Source organism: Synergistaceae bacterium, assembly GCA_031272035.1.
GTDB lineage: Bacteria > Synergistota > Synergistia > Synergistales > Aminobacteriaceae > JAISSA01.
Map to the genome: position 1 here is coordinate 1 of JAISUO010000015.1, position 20,840 is coordinate 20,840.

At 55.9% G+C, this 20,840-nt stretch carries 18 protein-coding genes, 1 tRNA gene and 1 riboswitch; of the genes, 1 reads left to right on the forward strand and 18 read right to left on the reverse strand.

Annotated elements, in window-relative coordinates:
* Positions 1-237: 237 nt before the first annotated feature.
* From LBR61_01720 to LBR61_01800, 17 genes are all read right to left on the reverse strand, one after another.
* Positions 238-1,674, reverse strand: a complete 1,437-nt coding sequence (locus LBR61_01720; protein MDR1730791.1) for a YfcC family protein — start codon at positions 1,672-1,674, stop codon at positions 238-240.
* A gap of 79 nt (positions 1,675-1,753) precedes the next feature.
* Positions 1,754-2,980 carry an amidohydrolase gene (locus LBR61_01725; protein ID MDR1730792.1) on the reverse strand — a complete coding sequence of 409 codons (1,227 nt, stop codon included), beginning with the start codon at positions 2,978-2,980 and terminating at the stop codon, positions 1,754-1,756.
* Between the two features lie 150 nt (positions 2,981-3,130).
* Positions 3,131-4,324 carry a DegT/DnrJ/EryC1/StrS family aminotransferase gene (locus LBR61_01730; protein ID MDR1730793.1) on the reverse strand — a complete coding sequence of 398 codons (1,194 nt, stop codon included), beginning with the start codon at positions 4,322-4,324 and terminating at the stop codon, positions 3,131-3,133.
* Positions 4,325-4,358: 34 nt separating this feature from the next.
* A complete protein-coding gene (gene kdsB / locus LBR61_01735; GenBank protein ID MDR1730794.1) occupies positions 4,359-5,099 on the reverse strand; it encodes a 3-deoxy-manno-octulosonate cytidylyltransferase in 741 nt (246 codons plus the stop codon).
* 27 nt (positions 5,100-5,126) lie between these two features.
* The gene (locus LBR61_01740) at positions 5,127-6,248 is read right to left on the reverse strand and encodes an iron-containing alcohol dehydrogenase (protein ID MDR1730795.1); all 1,122 of its coding nucleotides are present in this window, start codon (positions 6,246-6,248) and stop codon (positions 5,127-5,129) included.
* A 151-nt stretch (positions 6,249-6,399) separates the two neighbouring features.
* The gene (locus tag LBR61_01745; protein ID MDR1730796.1) at positions 6,400-7,053 is read right to left on the reverse strand and encodes a flavodoxin family protein; all 654 of its coding nucleotides are present in this window, start codon (positions 7,051-7,053) and stop codon (positions 6,400-6,402) included.
* A gap of 123 nt (positions 7,054-7,176) precedes the next feature.
* The gene (locus tag LBR61_01750; protein ID MDR1730797.1) at positions 7,177-8,175 is read right to left on the reverse strand and encodes a D-cysteine desulfhydrase; all 999 of its coding nucleotides are present in this window, start codon (positions 8,173-8,175) and stop codon (positions 7,177-7,179) included.
* 250 nt (positions 8,176-8,425) lie between these two features.
* A complete protein-coding gene (locus LBR61_01755) occupies positions 8,426-9,832 on the reverse strand; it encodes a sodium:alanine symporter family protein (protein ID MDR1730798.1) in 1,407 nt (468 codons plus the stop codon).
* Positions 9,833-9,949: 117 nt separating this feature from the next.
* Positions 9,950-11,101, reverse strand: coding sequence for a glycine reductase (locus tag LBR61_01760; protein MDR1730799.1), 1,152 nt, complete (start codon positions 11,099-11,101; stop codon positions 9,950-9,952).
* 16 nt (positions 11,102-11,117) lie between these two features.
* Positions 11,118-12,650 (reverse strand): DUF5940 domain-containing protein, encoded by a 1,533-nt coding sequence (locus LBR61_01765; protein ID MDR1730800.1) that lies wholly within the window; start codon positions 12,648-12,650, stop codon positions 11,118-11,120.
* Positions 12,651-12,747: 97 nt separating this feature from the next.
* A complete protein-coding gene (gene grdB / locus LBR61_01770) occupies positions 12,748-14,052 on the reverse strand; it encodes a glycine reductase complex selenoprotein B (protein ID MDR1730801.1) in 1,305 nt (434 codons plus the stop codon).
* An 84-nt stretch (positions 14,053-14,136) separates the two neighbouring features.
* Positions 14,137-14,610 carry a glycine/sarcosine/betaine reductase complex selenoprotein A gene (locus LBR61_01775; protein MDR1730802.1) on the reverse strand — a complete coding sequence of 158 codons (474 nt, stop codon included), beginning with the start codon at positions 14,608-14,610 and terminating at the stop codon, positions 14,137-14,139.
* Positions 14,611-14,710: 100 nt separating this feature from the next.
* Complete coding sequence (locus tag LBR61_01780) at positions 14,711-16,003, reverse strand: glycine/sarcosine/betaine reductase component B subunit (GenBank protein ID MDR1730803.1); 1,293 nt, start codon at positions 16,001-16,003, stop codon at positions 14,711-14,713.
* Between the two features lie 34 nt (positions 16,004-16,037).
* Positions 16,038-16,358 (reverse strand): thioredoxin, encoded by a 321-nt coding sequence (locus LBR61_01785; GenBank protein MDR1730804.1) that lies wholly within the window; start codon positions 16,356-16,358, stop codon positions 16,038-16,040.
* 70 nt (positions 16,359-16,428) lie between these two features.
* A complete protein-coding gene (locus tag LBR61_01790) occupies positions 16,429-16,866 on the reverse strand; it encodes a GrdX family protein (GenBank protein MDR1730805.1) in 438 nt (145 codons plus the stop codon).
* Between the two features lie 86 nt (positions 16,867-16,952).
* A riboswitch (glycine riboswitch) is annotated at positions 16,953-17,116 on the reverse strand.
* Positions 17,117-17,292: 176 nt separating this feature from the next.
* A complete protein-coding gene (locus LBR61_01795; protein ID MDR1730806.1) occupies positions 17,293-17,604 on the reverse strand; it encodes an antibiotic biosynthesis monooxygenase in 312 nt (103 codons plus the stop codon).
* A gap of 166 nt (positions 17,605-17,770) precedes the next feature.
* Entirely contained in the window at positions 17,771-19,225 is a 1,455-nt protein-coding gene (locus LBR61_01800; protein MDR1730807.1) for a sodium:solute symporter family protein, read from the reverse strand.
* Between the two features lie 532 nt (positions 19,226-19,757).
* Between LBR61_01800 and LBR61_01805 the strand changes: the two genes are divergently transcribed.
* Positions 19,758-19,843 (forward strand) — tRNA-Leu (locus tag LBR61_01805).
* A 94-nt stretch (positions 19,844-19,937) separates the two neighbouring features.
* On the opposite strand, the gene LBR61_01810 is transcribed toward LBR61_01805, so the two are convergent.
* Positions 19,938-20,777, reverse strand: a complete 840-nt coding sequence (locus LBR61_01810) for a hypothetical protein (protein MDR1730808.1) — start codon at positions 20,775-20,777, stop codon at positions 19,938-19,940.
* Positions 20,778-20,840 lie beyond the last annotated feature (63 nt).

Genomic DNA, 20,840 nt, shown 5'->3' on the forward strand with positions numbered 1-20,840 from the left:
TTTCAGGTGATTGAGACGAACCCTGCGCCTGTCATGATTCCGCATCCCAGCGGTCCCAACAGGCGCAGGTCCAGGTCAGAATTCACCCGTATGACCGAATTTTTCTGACACACCATATATTGAGAAAACTCGCCCTCTCTCATAATTGGAAGACCAGCTTCGCGCTGTCTCCCAAATGTACGGCGGCCTGAGTTTTCATTTGTTTACAGATTTATTTCGTTTTAAAATTCATTGCATTTACCAGCCGATGGAGATCGCCACCGCCACAAGGACCATTTGCGTCAGCAGAATCCACCCGAAAAGCGGAACGAACCACTTCCACCAGGTTCCCAGTTTGACGCCGCCCAGAGCCGCGACAACCGGAGCGAAGGCCGTCGGCCAGAGGATGTTGGAAATGCCGTCGCCAAACTGAAACGCCAGAACCGCCACCTGTCGGGATACGCCGAGGACGTCCGCCAGAGGCGTCATGATCGGCATACTCGTGGCGGCCTGACCGGATCCGGAGGGGATCAGGAAGTTGAGCAGCGTCTGAGTGAGAAGCATGGCTTCCCCCGCAAGCCAGTTCGGAAGACCCGCGAGAGGAATCGACAGGCCGTAAACCACGGTGTCGATGATGTGCCCCTGACGCAGTACAACCAAAATTCCTCTGGCAAGGCCGATCATCATACAGGCCATGGTGACGTCGCAGAGGCTCCCCACCATCTTTTCAGCCACCTGATTGGGCCCCCAGCCCATGATGATGGCGGTGACGGCTCCCATGATAAGAAAGACGGCGCAGATTTCCTCGAAGTACCAGCCATAGGCCTGCGTCCCGTAAACGACAAGCACGATCATGGCTCCGAAGGCGAGCAGAACCAGCTTTTCCCGAAGGCCGAAAGGCTGTTCCGACAGGGTCTTCTCGTCCATGGCCAGCTTGCTGAAATCCTCTCCGTACACCAGGCTCTTCGTGGGGTCCGCCTGTATTTTCATGGCGTAGTGCATCGTATACAGCGCCCCCACCACCACCATCGACAGGTGACAAATCAGGCGATAGCCCCATCCGGACATGGGAGGCAGCTCCGCGACGCTCTGCGCGATTCCGACGGTGAAGGGGTTCATCACCGCACCGCTGTAACCCAGGCCAACGCCCAGCCCGATGATGGCCACGCCCACAATGGCGTCATACCCCATGGCAATGGCGATTCCCGCAAAAATCGGGATGAAGGGCAGCGCCTCCTCGAAGATACCCACCGTGGACGCGCCCACGCCCATGATGATCATGAAGATGGGGATGACCACAGCCCGGGATTTTCCCCGAAAGACCTTCAGCAAACCGGCCACCAGGCCGTTGAAGGCTCCGGAGGAGAGCAGAAGGCTGATGGAAGCGTAAGCCACAAACACGAAAAAGACCACTCCGGCGGCGTCCACCAGTCCTCCATAGATGGCCCGCACCGCGCCGAAAGGCCCCACCGGCGAGGGCGCCACGGGATGCCAGGTTCCCGCCACCACCACCGTTCGCCCCGCCGCATTCTGAGTCCGGTCAAATTCTCCCGCGGGCAGAATCCAGGACGCAATGGCGCAGAGAAAAATAATGCTCACCAGCAAAACATAAATATGGGGAAGCCTGAACTTCTTCTTTTCCACCCTGCTTTCCTGCAAATTTCCCGACGACTGTCCCTTCGATTCCTCTCCCACTGAAAAAACCTCCCTTTTGATTTATAGATTAAAATTTATAGAATAAAATTTATGGATCGAAATTGGAGCAAATTATAAACTATTTTCTGTTGTTTTTAAGATCGAGCTGCCTGGTGAAATCCTCCCGGACAGCGCGTCGAAAATCCCCGTCGTTCAGGATTTTGAGGGCCAGCAGAGCGAGAGTCTCCGCGCCCCGGGCCATGGCCTGGTGGGCTCTGGGCTTCAGCGTGGCCGCGGCGAACTCCGCCGTATGAAGGACGAGAGGTTCGTCTGTAATGGCCATCAGCGGCTGAATCGCGGGACAGCAGTAACTGACGTTGCCCACGTCCGTGGAGCCAATGGGGGGCGTGACCTCGGAGACGCGTTCTCCCAGGCCGGTCAGAATCCGCTCGACCTCCTTTTCCAGAGCGGAAACACGTATCATATCGGCGAAATCGGAAAATGTCGCGTTCCACGTCACCCTGCACTCCAAGGCCATAGCGGCGGCCTCCGCGCATTTCTGCACCATTTCGTCCACACTCCTGAGCTTCGCACTGGAGTTCGTTCGAAATTCCACCAGGAGCCGGACCAGTTCCGGGATGATGTTCGGGGTCTTCCCTCCCTCCAGAATGACGCCGTTGACGTGAATGTCCGGAGTGAAACACTCCCGACGGGCGTCGATCAGGTCCAGAAACTTTCGGGCCGCGGCCAGCGCCGAACGCCCCTCCCAGGGAGCCGCCACCGCGTGAGCGGACCTGCCGCGAAATTCCATTTCCAGACACCGAAGGCTCAGGGCATCCATATCCGGCTGACAAACACCGCCGCCGATGCTGTGCATCATCATCGCCACCGCCATACCGTCGAAAACGCCCTTCGCCGCCATTCCCACCTTCGCGCCGTCCCCTTCCTCGCCGGGGGTGCCGATGACGTGAATCCGGCCTCTGTAGCGATCCCGCAGCTCCAACAGGGCGAGCCCCGCCAGAACGGACAGAGAACCGTGCAGGTTGTGCCCGCACCCATGCCCAATATCGGGGAGCGCGTCGTACTCCACCATGATCGCCGCGTCCGGCCCCTCTCCGTTGTCCAGAAGGGCGCTGAAAGCCGTTTTGTACCCGCAGAAAGGATATTCCACCTGAAAACCGGCTTTTTTCAGAAGATCGACAATTTTAGCGCTCGACTCGAACTCCTTGTGAGGCAGCTCAGGGTGCGCGCCCAGGTCGTCGCTCAGAGCCACCGCAGCTTTCCGGTGTTTTTCGACGGCCTTTTTCACGATCTGTTCCAAATTTTTCTGTTCTGAATTTTTCTGATCCATATTTTTCTGATCCATATTTTTCTGACCTGCATTTTTCAGATCTGTACTTTGCTTTCCGGCCATCGCGCGGACACTCCCCTTTCGGCAGACAAAACCGTCCGAGGCGGGAGGAAATGCGTTCCGTCGCCCGGACGGTTTTTATCGCTTTTACGTTTTTCGATAATTTTACAGGATCTTCTTTATCGCCGCCGCCGCCTTTTTCGCCCGGCTGAGGGCGTCTTCCTCCGACCAGCCCAGCTTGATCGTGATGGAGATACAGCGGGCCATCCAGCGGTCGGATCCGGAAAAGTCCGCCTTGGAGTAGTCGGGCATCCCCTCCAGAATGTTGGGAGAAATGGCATTCGCAAAGCGGCGCTCTTTTAAATGCAGCCAGTTTCTGACGTAATGCCAGTTGTTGTCGTACCAGTGGAAAACTCCCTCCGTTCCGGCCTCCTTCAGCGACTGGGCCGCGAGCCGGGCCAGGGTCTCGTCCGGCATAAAGAAGGACAGAAAGGTGGCGCAGTCTCCCTCAGGATCCGGAAGTCGGCGGAAAGTGACCTCCGGAATCGCGGACAGCTCCTCTTTAAAGGGTTTTTTGTTCCGGCGCTGACGGGACAGGAAATTGTCCAGCTTCCCGATTTGGGCGCAGCCTATGGCCGCGTGCAGTTCGGAGATGCGGTAGTTGTAGCCGGGGAAGGGATGACCCTCCGCACCTCTGTCCTCGTTCAGGTGGTCGTGCCCGTGATCGTGGTACATGTCCGCCCGCTTATAGAGTTTTTCGTCGTTGGTGACCACAGCTCCGCCCTCTCCGCAGGTCACCATCTTGTTGAAATCGAAGGAGTAACATCCCGCGTCGCCGAGGCTTCCCACGAATTTCCCTTTATAGGAAGCTCCGAAAGCCTGGCAGGCGTCCTCCACGAGAAACAGGCCGCGGCTCTTGCAGATCTCCCGCAGCGGGTCCACATCTGCCGCCGCGCCGCACATATGCACCGGCATGACCACTTTGGTGCGGGGCGTGATGGCCTTTTTCACGGCATCCGGGCTGAGACAGAGGGTGTCGTCCACGTCCACGAGAATCGGAGTAGCCCCCGCCGCAATGATGGACTCAAAACTGGCGACGAAGGTGAACGTGGGCATGATGACCTCGTCCCCGCTTCCGACGCCCAGGGCCGCCAGAGCCGTTGTCAGAGCCGCGGTTCCGTCCGCCAGCAACAGAGCGTAAGCGGCGCCCGATCGCTTGCGGATGGCCTCTTCCATCTCCCGGGCCTTCCAATGTCCGGCGCGAACTCCGCTGAACCCGTAGCGCATCAGAATACCCGTTTCCATTACCTCCGCGACCTGCGCGCGTTCCTTTTCGTCAAACAGCTCATAACCGGCCATAATTATCCCAGTCCTCCCCTGATAAATATTCCTGCTAAATATTCCCGCTCCGCTTCATCAGCGCCTCGAAGCGATGGACATCCTCCGGCGTGTCGATTTCCACCGTGTCCACGTTCGTTTCGATACAGCGGATAACTCCGCCTTTTTCCAGCACCCGAAGCATCTCCAGACTTTCCGCCCGCTCCAGCGGAGTGCGAGACCGGGTTGCGAACTCCAAAAGGGCCTCTCTGCGCCAGGCGTAGGGCCCGATATGCTTGAAACGCGCCGTCTTCGGATCCCCGTCCCTTGAAAAAGGGATGGGAGAGCGGCTGAAATACAGAGCCCTCCCCTTTTCATCAAACACCATCTTGACAACGGAAGTTCGCTCCACCTCGTCCGGGTTTTCGATGCGTTTGGCCAGAACGGCCAGCGTCACCTCCGGATCCCGTCGCAGAGCCTCCACCATGGGATCGATCATTTTAGGTTCCACCATGGGGTCGTCGCCCTGCACGTTCAGCACGAACCGGGAAGGAACACGTTCCGCCGCCCAGGCCACCCGATCGCCTCCTGTGGGCAGTTCCGACGGGGTCATCATCGCCTCGCCTCCCGCCTTTTCCACCAGAGACGCGATCGCCTCACAGTCGGTCGCGACAATCACCCGATCCACGGAGGCGCTTTTTCGCACCCCCTCCCACACCCATAAAACCAGTTCCTTCCCGCAGAGCTTCAGAAGCGGTTTACCGGGCAGTCTCGTGCTTCCATAGCGCGCGGGAATGACGGCCAGCGTTTCGATCATGGCGAACAGAGAGCAAACTCCGAAAAATCACGCGGCAACAATTCTCGCGTAAACATCCCGCAGAAAGTCACGGGTGACCGTTTTTTCCCAGCCCTCGCCGAAATGGCTCAGCCAGAGCTTATCCATGCCGAGAGCCGTCTGTACCATTTTATCGATCTGAGAGGCGTCTATTCCGTAATCTCTGGCTTTGGGAACGGGGATTGCGTTGATTTTCATAAATTGAAGGGTTTCCTCGTATCCGCCGTCCCGGTAAAGGTCGGCCAGGGCCAGCATGGAGATCGTCACGGAGACGCTGTGGGGAAGGGTGGGCCCGGAGTTGCTCAGGCCGTAAGAGATGGCGTGGCTGGCTCCGACCCGGCCTCCCACAGTGCTGCTCGCTCCCAGCACGGAGGCGCGGACGGATCGTATTGCCGTTTCCAGGTCGTAGTTCGACAGGTCACGGGACAAAACCTGCCGGGACAGTTCAAGGCCGTCCTTCGCGTCCAGAATCGCGTTCGGTTCGCTGGTTTTGCTGTGGGTGATTTCGCAGTGATGATAGTAGCAGTCCATCATCGTAAAGAAGCGATTGAATTTTCGAACTCCCTCTGAGAGCTGCGGGTCGATAATCGCCACCCGCGCCGCCACGAGAGGCGTGTTGATGCCCAGCTTCTTTTCGGGCCCCCTCAGTACCGCGATGGGGGTCAGCTCCGCCCCCGTTCCGTTCAGGGTGGGGACGACCCATACATCCACCCCTCGCACCATGTCGAAGCCCCAGCCCTGGTAGTCCGCGGCGCTTTTGGGATTTTTCAGGCATATTCCCACGGCCTTGGCCAGGTCCATGGTTCCGCCGCCTCCCACGCCAACAATGACGTCCGGGTCCAGCTTCTCCTCTCGAAGGAGTTTCACCAGCGCATCCACGTCTTTTGTTCGAGGCTCCGACGCGGTCGCGTCAAACAAAAATAAAAATTTCCCCTTCTCCGCCAGAATCGGCCCAAACTTTTCCTGACCGCTCAGGGCTTTGTCCACAATGAAAAAAGGACGACTCTTTTCCTGACGCAACAGGTCAAAAAGATCCTTCACCCCGTCCTTCGACAGGACAATTTTTCCAGGGATCTCCGTCCGCCACCATCTTGCGGACCGGACGAACCCTTCCAGCGTTTCCTTCGGCATTCTCCGATACCTCCCTGCAGTTCCCTGAGAACATCTTCCAAATATTATTCTACCTGTCACAGACAATTATCACGATATTTTAATAGGAATTGGCAATACAGGCAAATTTTCCTCCACCAATTTTCTTCCACCAATCTCCTCTGTCAATTTTTCAACGGCGGGACTGCACCAGGCCCGCTCCAATTTCGAAGGCTCTTTTGCAGTCTTTGGGGAACTGCTCCCGACGCACCTCGGCCTTGGCGGCGGGGTCGAAAAGAGGAACGTCGTACTTCGCGTAATCGTCGAACTGCCAGGTGTCGTTGGACGTCATATATCTCGCCCTGCCGTTCAGAAAGGAGAGAAAATGCATGTGACTTTTGAAGAGAAAATCGTAACCGGAGGTTTTCATGCGCTCCTCCGTGGCGTTCATGGAATAAATGAAGCCCGCGTTGGTTTTGCCTTTGTACTCCGACCGGTTTTCGGCCCGATAGGCCAGATTCGAATAGATCAGCCGCTCCAAAAACGCCCGCGTCTGGCTCGTCACGTCCCAGAGGTAGATCGGGGACCCGATCAGCAGTCCCCCATATTCCGCCATACGGTCCAAAATACTGCTCAGATCGTCTCTGACGGCGCATCTTCCGGGATGACCGCCCTCTTTCACTCTGCATCGAAAACAGCTGACGCAGCCCCTGAAGTTCAGGTCGTACAGGTTGACGATCTCTTCCGTCTCTCCGCCGACGGACTTCGCCCCTTCCAGAGCATGCTCCAGCAGTTTCGACGTGTTCCAGCCTTTTCTTGGACTGCCATTGACCGCAAGAATTTTCATTATCTCTCCCCTCGCCTTTCCGTCATATTACGGGCTGTAACGATAAACACGACAGGACTCCTTTTCTTTCGGGATCCTGTCGTGTCGTTGTCATTTCTCAATGATTCAATAAAGGGATTTTCTTCACTCGAAAAATTTGTCCGCATAGACGTACAGAGCGGGGGAACCGCCGGTGTGAAGAAAGAGGATTTTGTCTTTTTTCGCAAAATGTCCTTTTTTGATCAGGTCGATCATTCCGGCCATGGCCTTGCCCGTGTAAACGGGATCGAGAAGAATGGCCTCGGTGCGGGCGACAAGCTTCACAGCCTCGATCATCCCCTTTGTGGGGCGGGAATAGCCCTCTCCGATGTAATCGTCAAAAACAACGACGTCCTCCCGGGAAAGGGGCGTGCGGATTCCCATTTTGTCGAAAAGTTTTTGTGTCAGCGCGTAAACGGCGCTGCTTTGGGCCTCTTTTTTGCGATTGATGCCAATGCCCGTAACCGGAATGTTTGCGTTGTTGCCCAGGATTCCCGTCAGCACTCCGGCATGGGTCCCCGTACTGCCGCTGGTGAGTATGATATTGTCAAAATTTACGCCCATCTCGAAGGACTGCTCCAGCAGTTCCTGCGCGCAGGCGACGTAACCCAGCGCGCCGATCTCGTTGCTGCCGCCGCCGGGGATGATGTAGGGTTTGCGCCCCTTCGAGGCAAGGGCATCGGCCACTTTCTGCATCTCGGCCGCCATATCCGCGCCCCCGTCCACCACGTGGAACCCTTCGGCCCCCAGAAGGTGAAACAGGAAATTGTTGCCGCCGGCACGTTCGTCATAGCTGTTCGGGACGCGCTGCTCAAGGACGAGGTGACATTTCAGCCCCTCTTTGACGGCCGCGGCAAGGGTCAAACGGCAGTGGTTCGACTGGACGGCTCCGCAGGTGATCACGGTGTCGGCGCCCTGGTTCAGCGCGTCGGCCATTAAAAATTCCAGCTTCCGCGTCTTGTTCCCGCCGCCGGCCAGTCCAAGAAGATCGTCGCGCTTCATGTAGATCGTCGGCCCGCCCAGCGCGTCGCTAAGGTTCCGCAGCTCCTCTATAGGCGTCTGATAAGGCGTATAACGGCGACGGGGATATTGACTCAGATTCATTGACACTCACTCCTGACAGAGAGAAATTTTTCTTTTCAATTTATGCCCATTTCTCAAAGCCGTCAATAGTTTTTCGAGTTACGAATCGACACAACAGGCGCAGATGATTTGCAGGCCCCAATAATGGCGGGCGTACACACATATCATGGAAGGGACCCCGTGCCACGCAAAAGCGCCGTACAGACCGAAAAAGGTGTACGGCGCTTTCTATGGGGGATTTATTGTTGATTATTTTTGCGTTATTTTTGCTTTACTTCAGGAAACTCTCCCGGTTATAAGGAATACCCTCGTTGTACTCCTTCAGAAGGCGAACAACCTTGCCGCTCAGGAAAAGCAGAGCCAGCAGGTTCGGAAAAACCATCACGCCGTTGAAGAAATCCGCCAGTTCCCAAACCAGGTCGATTTTAAGAACGCTTCCGGCCAAAATGAAAGCCATGACAAGAACCTGGAACGGACGCAGTGCCCTCACTCCAAAAAGATAACGGATGTTGGTCTCCGCGAAGTAGTACCAGCCGATAATCGTGGAAAAAGCGAAGAAAAGAAGGCACATCGCGATGAAGGCGTGTCCGTAGCTGCCCAGGAGACTTTGGGAAAACGCCTGCTGAACCAGCGCAATGCCGCGAAGCGTGGGCTGGCCGTTCTCAAAAACGATCGTATTGGAGGACAAAACCGCGAACACGGTGATGTTCAGGACGATGAACGTATCGATGAAAACGGAGACAATACCCAGAACTCCCTGCTCCACAGGGTGTTTCACCTTCGCGGCGGCATGGGCGTGAGGCGTGGAACCCATACCGGCCTCGTTGGAAAACAGACCCCGGGCAATTCCGTAACGGGCCACCTGCGCTACGGATATACCGAGAACGCCGCCCCATACGGACTGGGCGTTGAACGCGCCGTGGAAAATACTGCTGAACACCATGGGGATCTGATCGAAGTTTTTGATGATGATCACCCCGCCCACCACAACGTAGAGAATCGCCATGAAGGGAACGATTTTCTCCGTCACGGCGGCAATTCGGCTGATGCCGCCCACAAAGATCATTCCGGCGAGAAGGGCCAGGACGACCCCCACCAGCAGTCGGGAAAATCCGAAGGCCGTGACAAACGCGTCAGTAATGGAGTTGGCCTGCACCATATTTCCCATGAAGCCCAGGGCCAGAATGAGGGCGACCGCAAAAAACGCCGCCATTGCCTTCGACAGAAAATTGTCGCCCAGTCCTTTGGAAATGTAATAGGCCGGTCCGCCGACCACGTGCCCGTTCTGGTCCGTCGTTCGGTAGAGCTGCGCAAGACAGGCCTCGGCAAAAATGGTCGCCATACCCAGAAAAGCCGCGATCCACATCCAGAAAATAGCTCCGGGCCCACCCGCAATAAGCGCGGTTACCGCTCCCACCAGGTTGCCCGTTCCCACCTGCGCGGCGATGGCCGTGGCCAGAGCCTGGAAGGAACTCATTCCGTCCTTGCCGGCGGTCACGCCAAAGAAAGAAAAATCACCCAGCAGCCGCTTGACCGCTGTGCCGAACCTGGTCACCTGAACCCCCTTCAGGATAAGGGTGAACCAAAGTCCGGTGAGACACAGCAAACCGATAAGACAATAGGGACCCCACAGGAAACTGTTTGCGTCCACGGTCCATTTCAGGATACTGTCAGCCATAGATATACTCGCTTGTGCTTCCATCAAAATTCCTCCCCTAAGGTAAATATCTCCAGAATTTCTTCTTCTCTTCTTCCATCAATCGATCCAGAGAGGCCTCTTCGGAGTCTCGAATACTTACAGATAGCCATGTTCCTTCAGGATATTCAAGCCTTTCTCCGCGTTTTTCGCGGACAGTTTGACCACCGGCCCGGTACAACCCATGGCAGATTCAGCATAAATACCCATTTTCCACAACACTCTCACTGCATTCTCGATCTCCAGAACATCCACGCCATGCAGCTCCTCATCGACGGGCTCCGTCGCCGGGGCCTGCACAACTTCTCCTTCACTCTGCGCTTTTGGCGTCAAAGCCACAATCTCTTCATCAAAACCGGCTTTCCTGGCCGCTTTCAGTTCCTCGGCCACCTTCGCCGGCAGTTTGCCCGCCACCGCGGCTGCCGTAAAGGTCAGGGCGTTGGCGATGACAGGCGCTCCCGATGCACGGGAGATGATGGAAACGACGTCCATCCACCCCTCCCCGCAGGAGGGGCCGTAGCCCCAGCCCACAGCCTCGTAGCTCCCTCCCGTGTTGAAGGAGGAAAACATCTTCACCAGGACGTTGCCCGTCAGGGTGTCGGTCACGCAGACGTCCACCGCTCCGGCCAGAATGTCGTTTCCCCGCAGAACCGATCCGCCGTCTTTTCGGACGGAAGAACCGAAACGGATGTCGTAGCCTTTCTCCTGCAAATGCAACAGGGCGCGGAAAACGGGCTGGGCCGTGTCGACGTTCAGGATGCCCACCGTGGGGCTGGCGATTCCCAGAGCCTTCGCCGTGGCGATTCCATAGACGGCGTTTCTCAGCATGGCCTCGCCTCGGGTCGTCGCCGAAGTCCCTGTGGTGGAGGCCAGAATCATCGCCCGTCCTTTGGATGGAGTCAGAACCCGCCCGATGGTCGTAACCCCCAGGGGAAAGGGGAAATGCAGCGCCACAGCGCCGTCGATCCGCTTCTCTTTGAGGGCGCTTTCCAGGGCCGCTGAAATATCCGCTTCACAGTCGTCGGTTTCGATCCACTCCAGATCGTCGAAATTCGGCGTCCGGGGACCAATCATGACAGGCTGAACATTGCCGTACATATCGAGCGCAAGTTGCGCCCCTTTTGCCAGTTCCTCTCCGCCCAGTTCACTGCCAGCGGCCATCAGACCGACCCTGACTTTCGGTCCGCCATTTTTTGCCGCGCCGATGATTTCAGCAAGAGATTCTCCGACCAGTTTTTTTATGTCGTTCATGCTCGCTGCCCCCGCTTTATTTCAGTTTCTCGGCGATTTCAGAAAGGGCCTCCAGGATCAGGGCTTTGACGTCCTCTTTGCTTACGGCTCCTCCCGAAGCGCCTCCCTTTGAAGGTTCGATAAGGAAGGAACCGCCATCGGCGAGATTGGTCAGGCGCGCCAGGAAAAGGCTGCCCTTACCGATAATCATGACGCGTTTCATGGTTCCGGCCCGAATGTGGTCACAGGCGATACCGATGAAGGGAACTCCCGAGGGAATATGTCCCTGGGTGTGAGCGAAACCGACGACGCCATGTTCTTTTATAAACGCCTCCATGCCGCTCTTTTCGATGGCTTTCTTCATGACCGCCAGCGCCGCGATCATTTTGATGTTCGCGTGGGGAACGTCGCCGGCTCCGGCGGGAAGGGTGATTTCGGGAATCTGAAGTTCGGCCGCGTATTTATCCACATCGCCGAAGGTCAATCCCTGCCCTGTCAGCGGATCATAAACCAGAGCGGAGGTAATGGCCTGGGGGGCGGCTCCGGCCCCGACGGAGTGTTTTCCCAGCGCGTCAAGGCGAATGACGGGGTTGGTTCCGTCGTCCGGGACCAGCAGCACCGCAAAATTCCCAAGACAGTCCTCCAGAGCGGGAAGTTCTTTTTTGACGTGATCCCGACTGTTCATATAGAGCTTGGGGACGGCGCCTCCCGCCAGGATGACGCAGTTTTTCCTGGCTCCCGCCGCGACCTGCGCGGCCCCCGCGATGACGGCGTTGACGGGCCCGGCGCAAAATCCGCGCACGTCGCAGCCGGAAGCGTTGACGCAGCCGGCGATTTCCGCCACGGCCTTGGCAAAATTGCCTCCGGCGCGCTGGTTCATGTCACCGGCGCCTTCTTCGGAACACTCGATAACGAAATCGATCTCCTCCGCTTTCACGCCGCTGTTTTTCAGCAAATGCAGAAGAGCCAGGACGCCGCCCGCCTTGCAGGCCAGGTTTTCCAGCAGAACATAGGCGAAAAGACAGTCGTCGATCTCATGACCGTTACGGGCGCAGCCCACGACTTTTCCGCCAAAATAAAGCGGTCTCCCTTTCTTCTCCCGAATTTCCGTCTCGATTTCGGAGATCTCGTGGACTCCCTTGAGACGGGCCACGATGGTTTCCGTCATGACGGGGTCCTTCAGGAGTTTCGCCTTGACCTCTTCGGCAAAAGTTTTTTCCAGCCAGATCAGGTCGAAAACGTCGCAGATCGCGATCAGACCGAGAAATTCGTCCTCCGGCATAATTTCACCGTACCTGCCGTAACGAGTCGCCTCCTGCAGGTAATTTTCGATCCAGGGAGTTTTGGCCGCTTCGAATTCTTCGTAGGTAATTCCACCGATATAGGCCTGATTTGGAGCGTACTGCATGGCCTTGTCGTACGTCTGTACGTATTTGGGCATAGCTTTCAGATAGTCGCTGCCTTCGCCCTTCGCTTCGTGCTCCGTGAAAGGCGTCGAACCATAGTGCAGGCCCAGTTCCGGCGTATGGTTCAGGCAGTAAGAATATCCTTTGATTCCAACGCTCGACATGAATCTATATCCTCCTTGGTGATCTTGGTACAGCTAAAGTGACCGAGCCAGCAGGGCTGGACCGTAAAAAGCAGTCGTGCCCGGCTGGCCGGTTGGTTCAATCCGAGAAGACAGTCTGCTCGGTTATTTCCGTTTGCAAAGCCCTGAGAGCTTTTTCTACAAGATGCCTGCGGATAATCTTTTCTTCTTCCGGAGTTCGGGAGGGGTCACCGAAGGGATGAGGAATCGCAATCGCCGGAACGATTCTGTTCGCTCCAACGGTCTGAGAAATGGGAACTATGGTACAAACATGAACCACAGGAAGTTTTCGCTCAATTTCTTTCACCATCGTTGCACCGCAACGAGTACAGGTGCCTCAGGTCGATGTCAGAATGACGGCGGTCACTCCGTCCGCAACCAGTTTGTCGGCGATCTCAGCGCCGTAACGCTTCGCGCTGGCCACAGCCGTCCCATTGCCCACGGTACTGTAGAATTTGTTGTGCAGTTTTTTGAAGACGCCCTCTTTTTCCATATCCCGCAGGACGTCCACAGGAAGCACCACGTCCGCGTTTCTGTCCGCATAGGTTGCGTCATAGCCGCCGTGGGCCGTACAATATTTATCCTCAGTGAGGTCCATCACGCCCGTGATGTCATATTCGCCGTATTTACTGGCGCTGGAAGCCTCGATATGATCGGGATTTCCCTTGGGGCAGATACCGCCCGACGTGACAAGAGCAATAACGGCGTTTTTCATGTCCTTTACGGCGGGCTGAGGATCTACCCGGTCGAACACGGGCATCTTATATTCCGTATTGAAGGCCTCGCCTTTCAGCTTGGCCACAAACATTTCCACACAGCGTTCAGCCGCCAGTTTGTCGTAGAACCTGTTTTTGCGAATCCCGCGCTCGATGTAGCCTTCTTCCGCGGGAGTCCCCGGTTTTTCACCCTTCAGCAGTTTCAGAAGCAGTTTCGCCATGGCGGGAACCGCCTGTCGCATTCCTGCCGCGCTGTTGGGGGTTTCAATGATCCAGGCCGACTTTTTGTAAAGTTCGACGCCCGGATTTTCCGGATACATTCCGCTGACCACGGGAATGCCAAGTTCCCTGGACACCGCCTCGCACATCCCGCCGCAGGCCGTGCCGTAACGACCGGCGTTGAAAGCCGGCCCGGCAACGAAGGCGTCGGGCTTGTACTTTTTGATCATCTCAATGATCTCGGCGCTTGCCTTATCCATGTTGGAGGCAAAATAAGAGTCGCCGCAGACAACGGTCGCCACAATTTCGACGTCCGCTCCCAGTGCCGCCTTCAGCGCGGCGCCGGGTCCTACGATGCCCTCGCGGATTTCAGGCGCGACATCGGCTTTTTCTTCGCCGCCAATACCTGCGAAGAATTGATTTATATAATGAACGATACGATAAGCCACTCTTGTCCTCCCACCTTTCTGTCAGGTATCACGGTCCCTGAAACGATCCTTCAGGAATACCGCTGCCGCTGTAAAAGCCGGACTTTACAGAACATTTTTGCTGAACTGATCGCGAATACCCTTCACAGCTGCAGCCAGCTTTTCGGGTTCCAAAACCATCTCCATCATGCTGATCTGCTCTTCCCAGGCGGCAGGATCACATTCGTCACGTATCGTCTGATCAAAAACATGGTATACAGGGAGTCCCAACGAGACTCCGGCAAGAGGCCCTGCGTAGGTCGGATCGCCGTTGCTCACGGTCTCGGCGTAAATTTCCGCGCCCTCGGCGTCGGAAGAACCGAGAATAACGATGCAATCGGTACCGAACTTGTCAGCCGCGTCCTTGACGCGCTGCTGATTCTGCAGGTCCATCGCCCCTGCGGCGGTTCAGACAAAACACTCGGTCACCGAAAAAATCGTTTCGGCGCCGCTGTCTTTCAAACATGCTTCCATGGCCGGTCCAGGAACGCCATCGCGCTCTCCGAGAAGCAGCAACTTCTTCCCTGCCAGTTTACCCATGTTTGAACACCATCCTTTCTCATCTCAAATTTTTGTTGAATTGTAAATCTCGTTCCCTGAGCCTCGAAAGTAGAGGTTCCCTTTCGGGCTTCAAATAAAATTAAATCGTATAAGCGCCGAGCTTCGTGTAGCCAAGCTCGCTGGTCGCGCCCGTAATGGCCTGAAGTTCGACCGTTATGGTCCCGTCGGCGGCAAGAGAGCCCTGCCAGCCTCCGGCGATAACGTTCGCCTCTTCCACGACGCCCAGAACTTTTTTCATCGGCGGCAGCACGATGACTTCGTTGGCGTTGCCCGCTGTGACACAGGCGTCGCCCTCGACGCAGGAGTCCGCCAGAGACTGACTCGCCCCGTCCTGTCCGGCGTACTCGTCGGTGAGGAGCGCCGTTTTCAGCCCCAGCCGCTCCGCCTTCCAGCAGTTCATGATCAGGTCGGCGTCGGGATTGCCGAAGCCTTCCTCCGTGATGACGATGCCGTCAAGACCCAGCATGGCGGCCAGCTTCACGGCGTAGTCGGAGCTGCGGCGCTTGTCCGCCAGCGTGACGTTCTCGTTCGTGACGATGCAGGTCACGAAATTGAAGTCCTTCCCGTGTCGTTTCAGCATGTCGGCGATGACGGGGTTGTTCAGGTGGACGTAGGTGCTGTTTTTATCGCAGGCCGAAACGCAGTTGCCCGAAACGATGGCTCCGTCCATGACCTCAAGGGGAGACAAAATGGTGGGCAGGATTTTCTTCACGTCCACGCCGTAAAGATACGTGTCGTGCAGCAGCCCCTGAGTCTGGAGCATGTAGAGGTATCCCACCTTCGGAAGTCCGGGATGGGCTCCCATGGCCTCACGAATATTTGCGTGCTCGAACACGTCGACCCGATCGGCCTTCGCGCCCGCGCAGCAGCGGGCCAGGTAGGCGGCCGTCTTCAGCCCCGCCATACGACAGGCGGCCTCGTAGTCGTGCTTGTCCATCTCGGAAGACGCCGGCTCAAGAAGCAGCACGATGTTGCAGGTTTTCGAATAAGGCGTGTAGTCCGCTCCAGGTCCGGACATATCGATAATCCCCTCCTGGAAACGAACGATCTTCCCCGTGGTGACGACAGCCGCTCCGGTCAGGACAAGAGTTTTTCCCTCACCTGCGGTTTCCACATCGGAAATCATTCCGGGGAAAACCTGCCCCTTGCCTTCCAGTTTCCAGCGCGGCTCAATGACGTCCTTCACCGGGATGATGCGAACGCTGTCTCCCGGCATGGCCACATCGACATCGAGGTTTTTCCCCAGCCTCTCGTCTTCCGATATCAGATCAAGCAGTTCTTTCTTATTGATGGTAAGCGTTCCGCCGGCAACTCCAGTTTCGTTGCCGAACACCAGTTTGTTTACAAAGACTCTGTGGAGTTCAAGCCTCAATGATGTCCCTCCTTTCCAAAAAACACTCGTTACCTCAGGCGATCATTTCTTCGATCTTCGCGGTAATTTTTTCGGGAGTCGCGTCCGCGCCTCCAAGGCGCGCCACCTCGACTCCGCCCTTCCAGAAAAGAATCGTCGGCAGGCTCATCACTTTAAAGTTGATGGCCACACGCTTGTTCTGGGACGTATCGACCTTGCAGAACTTGGCCTTTCCGTCATATTTTCCGGCAATTTCAGTAAATTTGGGCATCAGGGCCATGCAGGGACCACAGGAGGGACCCCAAAAATCCACCACCACCGGCAACGCGCTTTCCTTCACTTCAACATCGCAATTTTCCTTTGTCAGTTCCACCATTTTTTTCACCTCCCTTCACTTGCTTTTCAGGCTCCGACGCCGGGTCGGGCGCCCAAAATTTCAAACTCCGTCAGGCCGCGCCAAAAACGGAGCTCAGTTTCTGAGGTTTCAGCAACTGGCCGTATCTTTCAAGACTTTCCCGCATCAGCTCGAAGTCGACAAAAGCGTAATCCTCGCGCAGGGTTTCCGGCAGCAACGCCGGCAAAGCCAGACGTTCCTCGCAGCTTCGGTAGACAAGAACAGCATTTTCGATGATGGAAATTGATTCGAGATCAATGGGAAACCCGGATTTATCGCGAGCCGGATTTTCCTCTGTCAGGACGGAACGATACGGTTGCTGATAAGGACGAAGATTGCCGCACAGAGGATGTGTCAGCAGTTTACCGCCGCGATGCAGGGAATCACGGACATCAAGCAGAACATGCAAGGCCGATCCCTCTATAAAACGTCCCGACGAAACAAACCGATATAAAAACGGATTGTTTGTTACGACGACACATTTCTGCATCGCACAGCCCTCCCCTTGGACACTTTTCCCTCTGTCACGGCAGATTTTTTCTGTCCAGTCCCGAGAAATCAGCCGCTTCAGAGACCTGTCCGGATACGATCCTTTTGCCTGAGAGTTTCCTTTTGCACCACCCCGGAGATTTTTGCAGCTGGTTGAATGGCTTCAAACTTGCCCCTTCGGCGCTTTTGTTTCGTTTTCGTCCTGCTTCACCCTCGAAATACAAATCAAAAGTCTCTCTCGTATCCTTCTTTCAGGGATCGTGATTAATTATAACGTATAGACCTGGAGATTCGTCAAGGTAGAAATACTGTCCTTCTTTTCTGTAAATTCATATTGTAAAGTCTGTATAAAAACAGGACTCCAACATCACGGTGACGTCAGAGTCCTGTTACAGGCCTTTCAGAGACATTACAAAATATTAGAAGGTCAGTTCAGAGACGTTTCTTTCCCTTCGAAAATTTTGAGAATGCTTCCTTCTTCCACAATATCTTTACGGGCCGCCTTGAACTCCGCCAGATGGGACGATTTCAAGTGAGCGCGCAGAACATCGGGATCGGTCCACTCTTCGATGAACTGCAAAGTCACGTCGTCCTCGCTGGAAAGAAAAAGCTCGTAACGAAGACATCCCTTTTCTTTTCGAGTGGCCGCGATGGCAGGCCCCGCAAGGGTCACGACGGCATCTCTCTTTCCCGGTTTTGCCTTGAATTTGGAAGTGACGACAATCATTGTTACGATCACCCTTTCTGCACGCCCCAGGCTCACCCGCGGCCGGGTCATGAATTTTTTAACATAATAGCACAATCATCGTTACTTTGAAGTAAAAGGCCTGAAGTTAGAATAGCTAAAAGCAATGACATTCAAACATTAGCTTCTTCATTAACGCCCGTTTGGAAGCAAATTGGCATTAGTCGGCCTGAGTCGCCTCCGCGCCGGGCAGTTTTCGCTCCATCGGCAGCAGCAGCGCGGCCGGGCGTTTGTCCAGAACGCTGGTCAGGGCAAACACGACCAGGCAGATCACCCATTCCGCATAAATCAGATGCGGAGCCCAGCGAGTGGCGGGGACCCAGGTCCAAAGGGCCCACACGATCAGAGAAGCCGAAATCGTCCACAGCCCGGCGGATTTTTTACACAGACGCGGGAAATAGATATTGGTTACAATTAAAAGTGTGAAGGACGTGGTGATCGCCAGCGCCGACGTGATCGTCTGCAATATTCCCACGGCGGTCAGAGCCAGGCCCAGAGAACACGCGCTGACCAACAAAACCGATCCGCGCGATATGAGCATTTCGGTTTTCGGGGTGAAATTTTTGGTCGTTGACCGTTTCAGGACGTCTCTCAGCAACAGAGAAGAACATCCCATCAGCAGCCCGATTGCGGTAGAAACATCGGCGGCCCAAAGCCCGGCGAGGAATATGCCGCCAACCAGGGGGCTTATACTGTTCTTCGCAATGGTGGGAAGGGCCAGAGCGGGATTGGAAAGGTTCGGGAACTCCGCGGCGGCCATGATTCCGAAGAGAGCGCACAGGAAGCCGGCCGGCAGAGTCAGCAGCCCGCCGAGAATGAACCCGTTCCGCGCCGTCTTTTCATCCTTCGCGGCAATGGAGATCTGAACAACAGCCTGCGTTGTACAGGCCATCGTCGTCATAACGGTCATCCATCCCGTGACGATCGCCAGACCGATGCCGCTTACAGGATCGAACCAGGGACCTGCGGGCAGGGCTTTGAGGACGGCATCCACGCCTCCGAGATTCCGGAAACCGGCAATGAGCGCCACAAATATACCCACATAGATGAAGATGACATTGACCACGTTGGTGAGCCCGCTGGCCCAGTATCCCCCCATCAGGGTGATGCCGACGAAGACCACAGCGGACGCGAGCATACCCGTGTGGAACGTGAAGATCTCGGGAAGCATCGAAGCCAGAATCGCGCCTCCCGCCACGTACTGCAGAGAGGTGATGGTCATCATGATCAGGAGCTGCGCCAGAACGCCGACCAGACGGGCCCCGCTGCCAAAGGCCGTTCCCATCATTTCAGGAACCGTATGCTGACTCATGCTGCGGTATTTCGAAGCGAGGAAGAGACCGGCAACGATACCGCCCGTCCCCCAGGCGGCGTTGTACCAGCCCGCGGAAAGCCCTTTCGTATAGGCCTGCTCCGCCACGCCTACGGTGGAAGCGCCGCCCACGGCCAGACCTGTGAGCATCACGGCCACCAACAGGGTGGGAAGTTTTTGACCGGCCAGCAGATAGTTCAGCATCATTCCCCCGCCGCCGCTCTTTTGTATCTGAGTGGCCTTCCAGGACAGCAGCCCCAACACGATCACGTACCCAATCAAAATCACCAACGGAATGTTCATTTTCACTACTTCCTCCTTCTCGATTTATAAAAATGGACTGCAACAATGCAAATTCTCCTTACATCAAAACCGCGTTCACCAAAAACCTCCCTCCTGCACAGGGGTCTGACATAAAAAAGAGAGGGCTTCCTTCGCGTTTTCTGCGGGGAAGCCCTCTCAGTTTTTTGATTTTCGCTTCGGCTCAACAGGCGAGTGTTGCACCGACCCTCAATCTACTGGGATCCCCGCACGTTGTAAACCGATAGCTAAAGCTAAAAAATCCGAACAAAGAGACACGGATAACTTTCAACATCACAGACATGCGGTTCACCTCACTCTCATTATTGAAACAGATGGCTCATACCAACAAAATAAACTGAAACTCCTGGAAACTGGTTTTAACAGGACAGGATAATAAACCACAAAAATCATAAAGTCAAGAACCAGATTCACCCAATTGCAAATTCACCCAATATGTAACCAATGAGTGACACTCTGATTGACGTTTTGAGACAAAAAGGGTAAACTGCCTTTGTTTGCGAATTACATCCGAGCCGGGATGGCGGAATGGTAGACGCAGTGGACTCAAAATCCACCGGGGGCAACTCCATGGGAGTTCGAGTCTCCCTCCCGGCACCAAAATCAACAGAGCTTCCCCAAAAAATCAGCAGGGCCTCCCAAAAAAGGAGGCCCTGTTTTCTGAGTTTCCTCTCCCGCGGTAAACAGGTCCTGATTAACCAAGCAGGCTCAGGACGTTCTGAGGCAGGGCATTGGCCTGGGCCAGCATACTGGTCCCCGCCTGAAGCAGGATCGAGAGCTTCGTGTAGTTCATCATTTCCTTCGCCATGTCCGCATCGCGAATCCGGCTCTCCGCCGCCGTCAGGTTCTCGCTGGCCACCGTCAGGTTGTTGATGGTGTGCTCCAGACGGTTCTGGTATGCGCCCAGCTTTGCCCTCTGCATGGAGACCTTGTCGATGGCGTTGTCGATGATGGTGATGGAACGGGCCGCCGACTCGCGGTCCGTTACGAGAACGGAGTCCAGACCCAGCGCCGTAGACCTCATGTCGCCGATGTTGATTCCCATATCCTCGCCCTCGTTCGCTCCAATCTGGAACACCGTGGTGTTGTCCGCAAGGTGCAGATACAAATCGGAACCCGTGGTCGAGTAGGTGTACTTATAGTAGCCATCGGTTTGCATGGTGGCGGTGATGCCCAGCATGGAGTCGAACTGCACGTCCACGTTTTCATGAACCAGACCGATGAGCTTGTTGCCCGTGACCTGCACGCCGTCCACGAGGATGTTCCCGGTGTGGGCGTCAGCAATGGTGATGTTGTAATCGCTCTCCTTTGCGGCTTTGATGGTGTTCAGGGAGAGGGCATTGAGCAGATCCTCGTCGCCGGCGAAGGAGAGTTTGCCGGCGCTGCCCGTGACCACGGAGCTGATGACGATGGTCCCGTCCGTGGACAGGGCGCTGTTGGGCGCTCCGTTGCCGAGCTGGGCGAACTTCTGGTCGTTGGTGTACTGCCCCTGACCGAGGCCCTGACCGATGGCCGTGTTCAGCTTGTCGATCACCTGACCGATGGTGTCGTTGGCGTAGAGGGTGATCTTGGCCTGCTTGCCGTCGCCCTGGGTGAC

Excerpts from the sequence above, each read along its gene's own strand:
- LBR61_01725 (MDR1730792.1), bottom strand. The coding sequence starts at position 2,980 with ATGGATCAGAAAAATATGGATCAGAAAAATTCAGAACAGAAAAATTTG.
- LBR61_01730 (MDR1730793.1), bottom strand. The coding sequence starts at position 4,324 with ATGGCCGGTTATGAGCTGTTTGACGAAAAGGAACGCGCGCAGGTCGCG.
- kdsB (MDR1730794.1), bottom strand. The coding sequence starts at position 5,099 with ATGATCGAAACGCTGGCCGTCATTCCCGCGCGCTATGGAAGCACGAGA.
- LBR61_01740 (MDR1730795.1), bottom strand. The coding sequence starts at position 6,248 with ATGCCGAAGGAAACGCTGGAAGGGTTCGTCCGGTCCGCAAGATGGTGG.
- LBR61_01745 (MDR1730796.1), bottom strand. The coding sequence starts at position 7,053 with ATGAAAATTCTTGCGGTCAATGGCAGTCCAAGAAAAGGCTGGAACACG.
- LBR61_01750 (MDR1730797.1), bottom strand. The coding sequence starts at position 8,175 with ATGAATCTGAGTCAATATCCCCGTCGCCGTTATACGCCTTATCAGACG.
- LBR61_01755 (MDR1730798.1), bottom strand. The coding sequence starts at position 9,832 with ATGGCTGACAGTATCCTGAAATGGACCGTGGACGCAAACAGTTTCCTG.
- LBR61_01760 (MDR1730799.1), bottom strand. The coding sequence starts at position 11,101 with ATGAACGACATAAAAAAACTGGTCGGAGAATCTCTTGCTGAAATCATC.
- LBR61_01765 (MDR1730800.1), bottom strand. The coding sequence starts at position 12,650 with ATGTCGAGCGTTGGAATCAAAGGATATTCTTACTGCCTGAACCATACG.
- LBR61_01785 (MDR1730804.1), bottom strand. The coding sequence starts at position 16,358 with ATGGTGGAACTGACAAAGGAAAATTGCGATGTTGAAGTGAAGGAAAGC.
- LBR61_01790 (MDR1730805.1), bottom strand. The coding sequence starts at position 16,866 with ATGCAGAAATGTGTCGTCGTAACAAACAATCCGTTTTTATATCGGTTT.
- LBR61_01800 (MDR1730807.1), bottom strand. The coding sequence starts at position 19,225 with ATGAACATTCCGTTGGTGATTTTGATTGGGTACGTGATCGTGTTGGGG.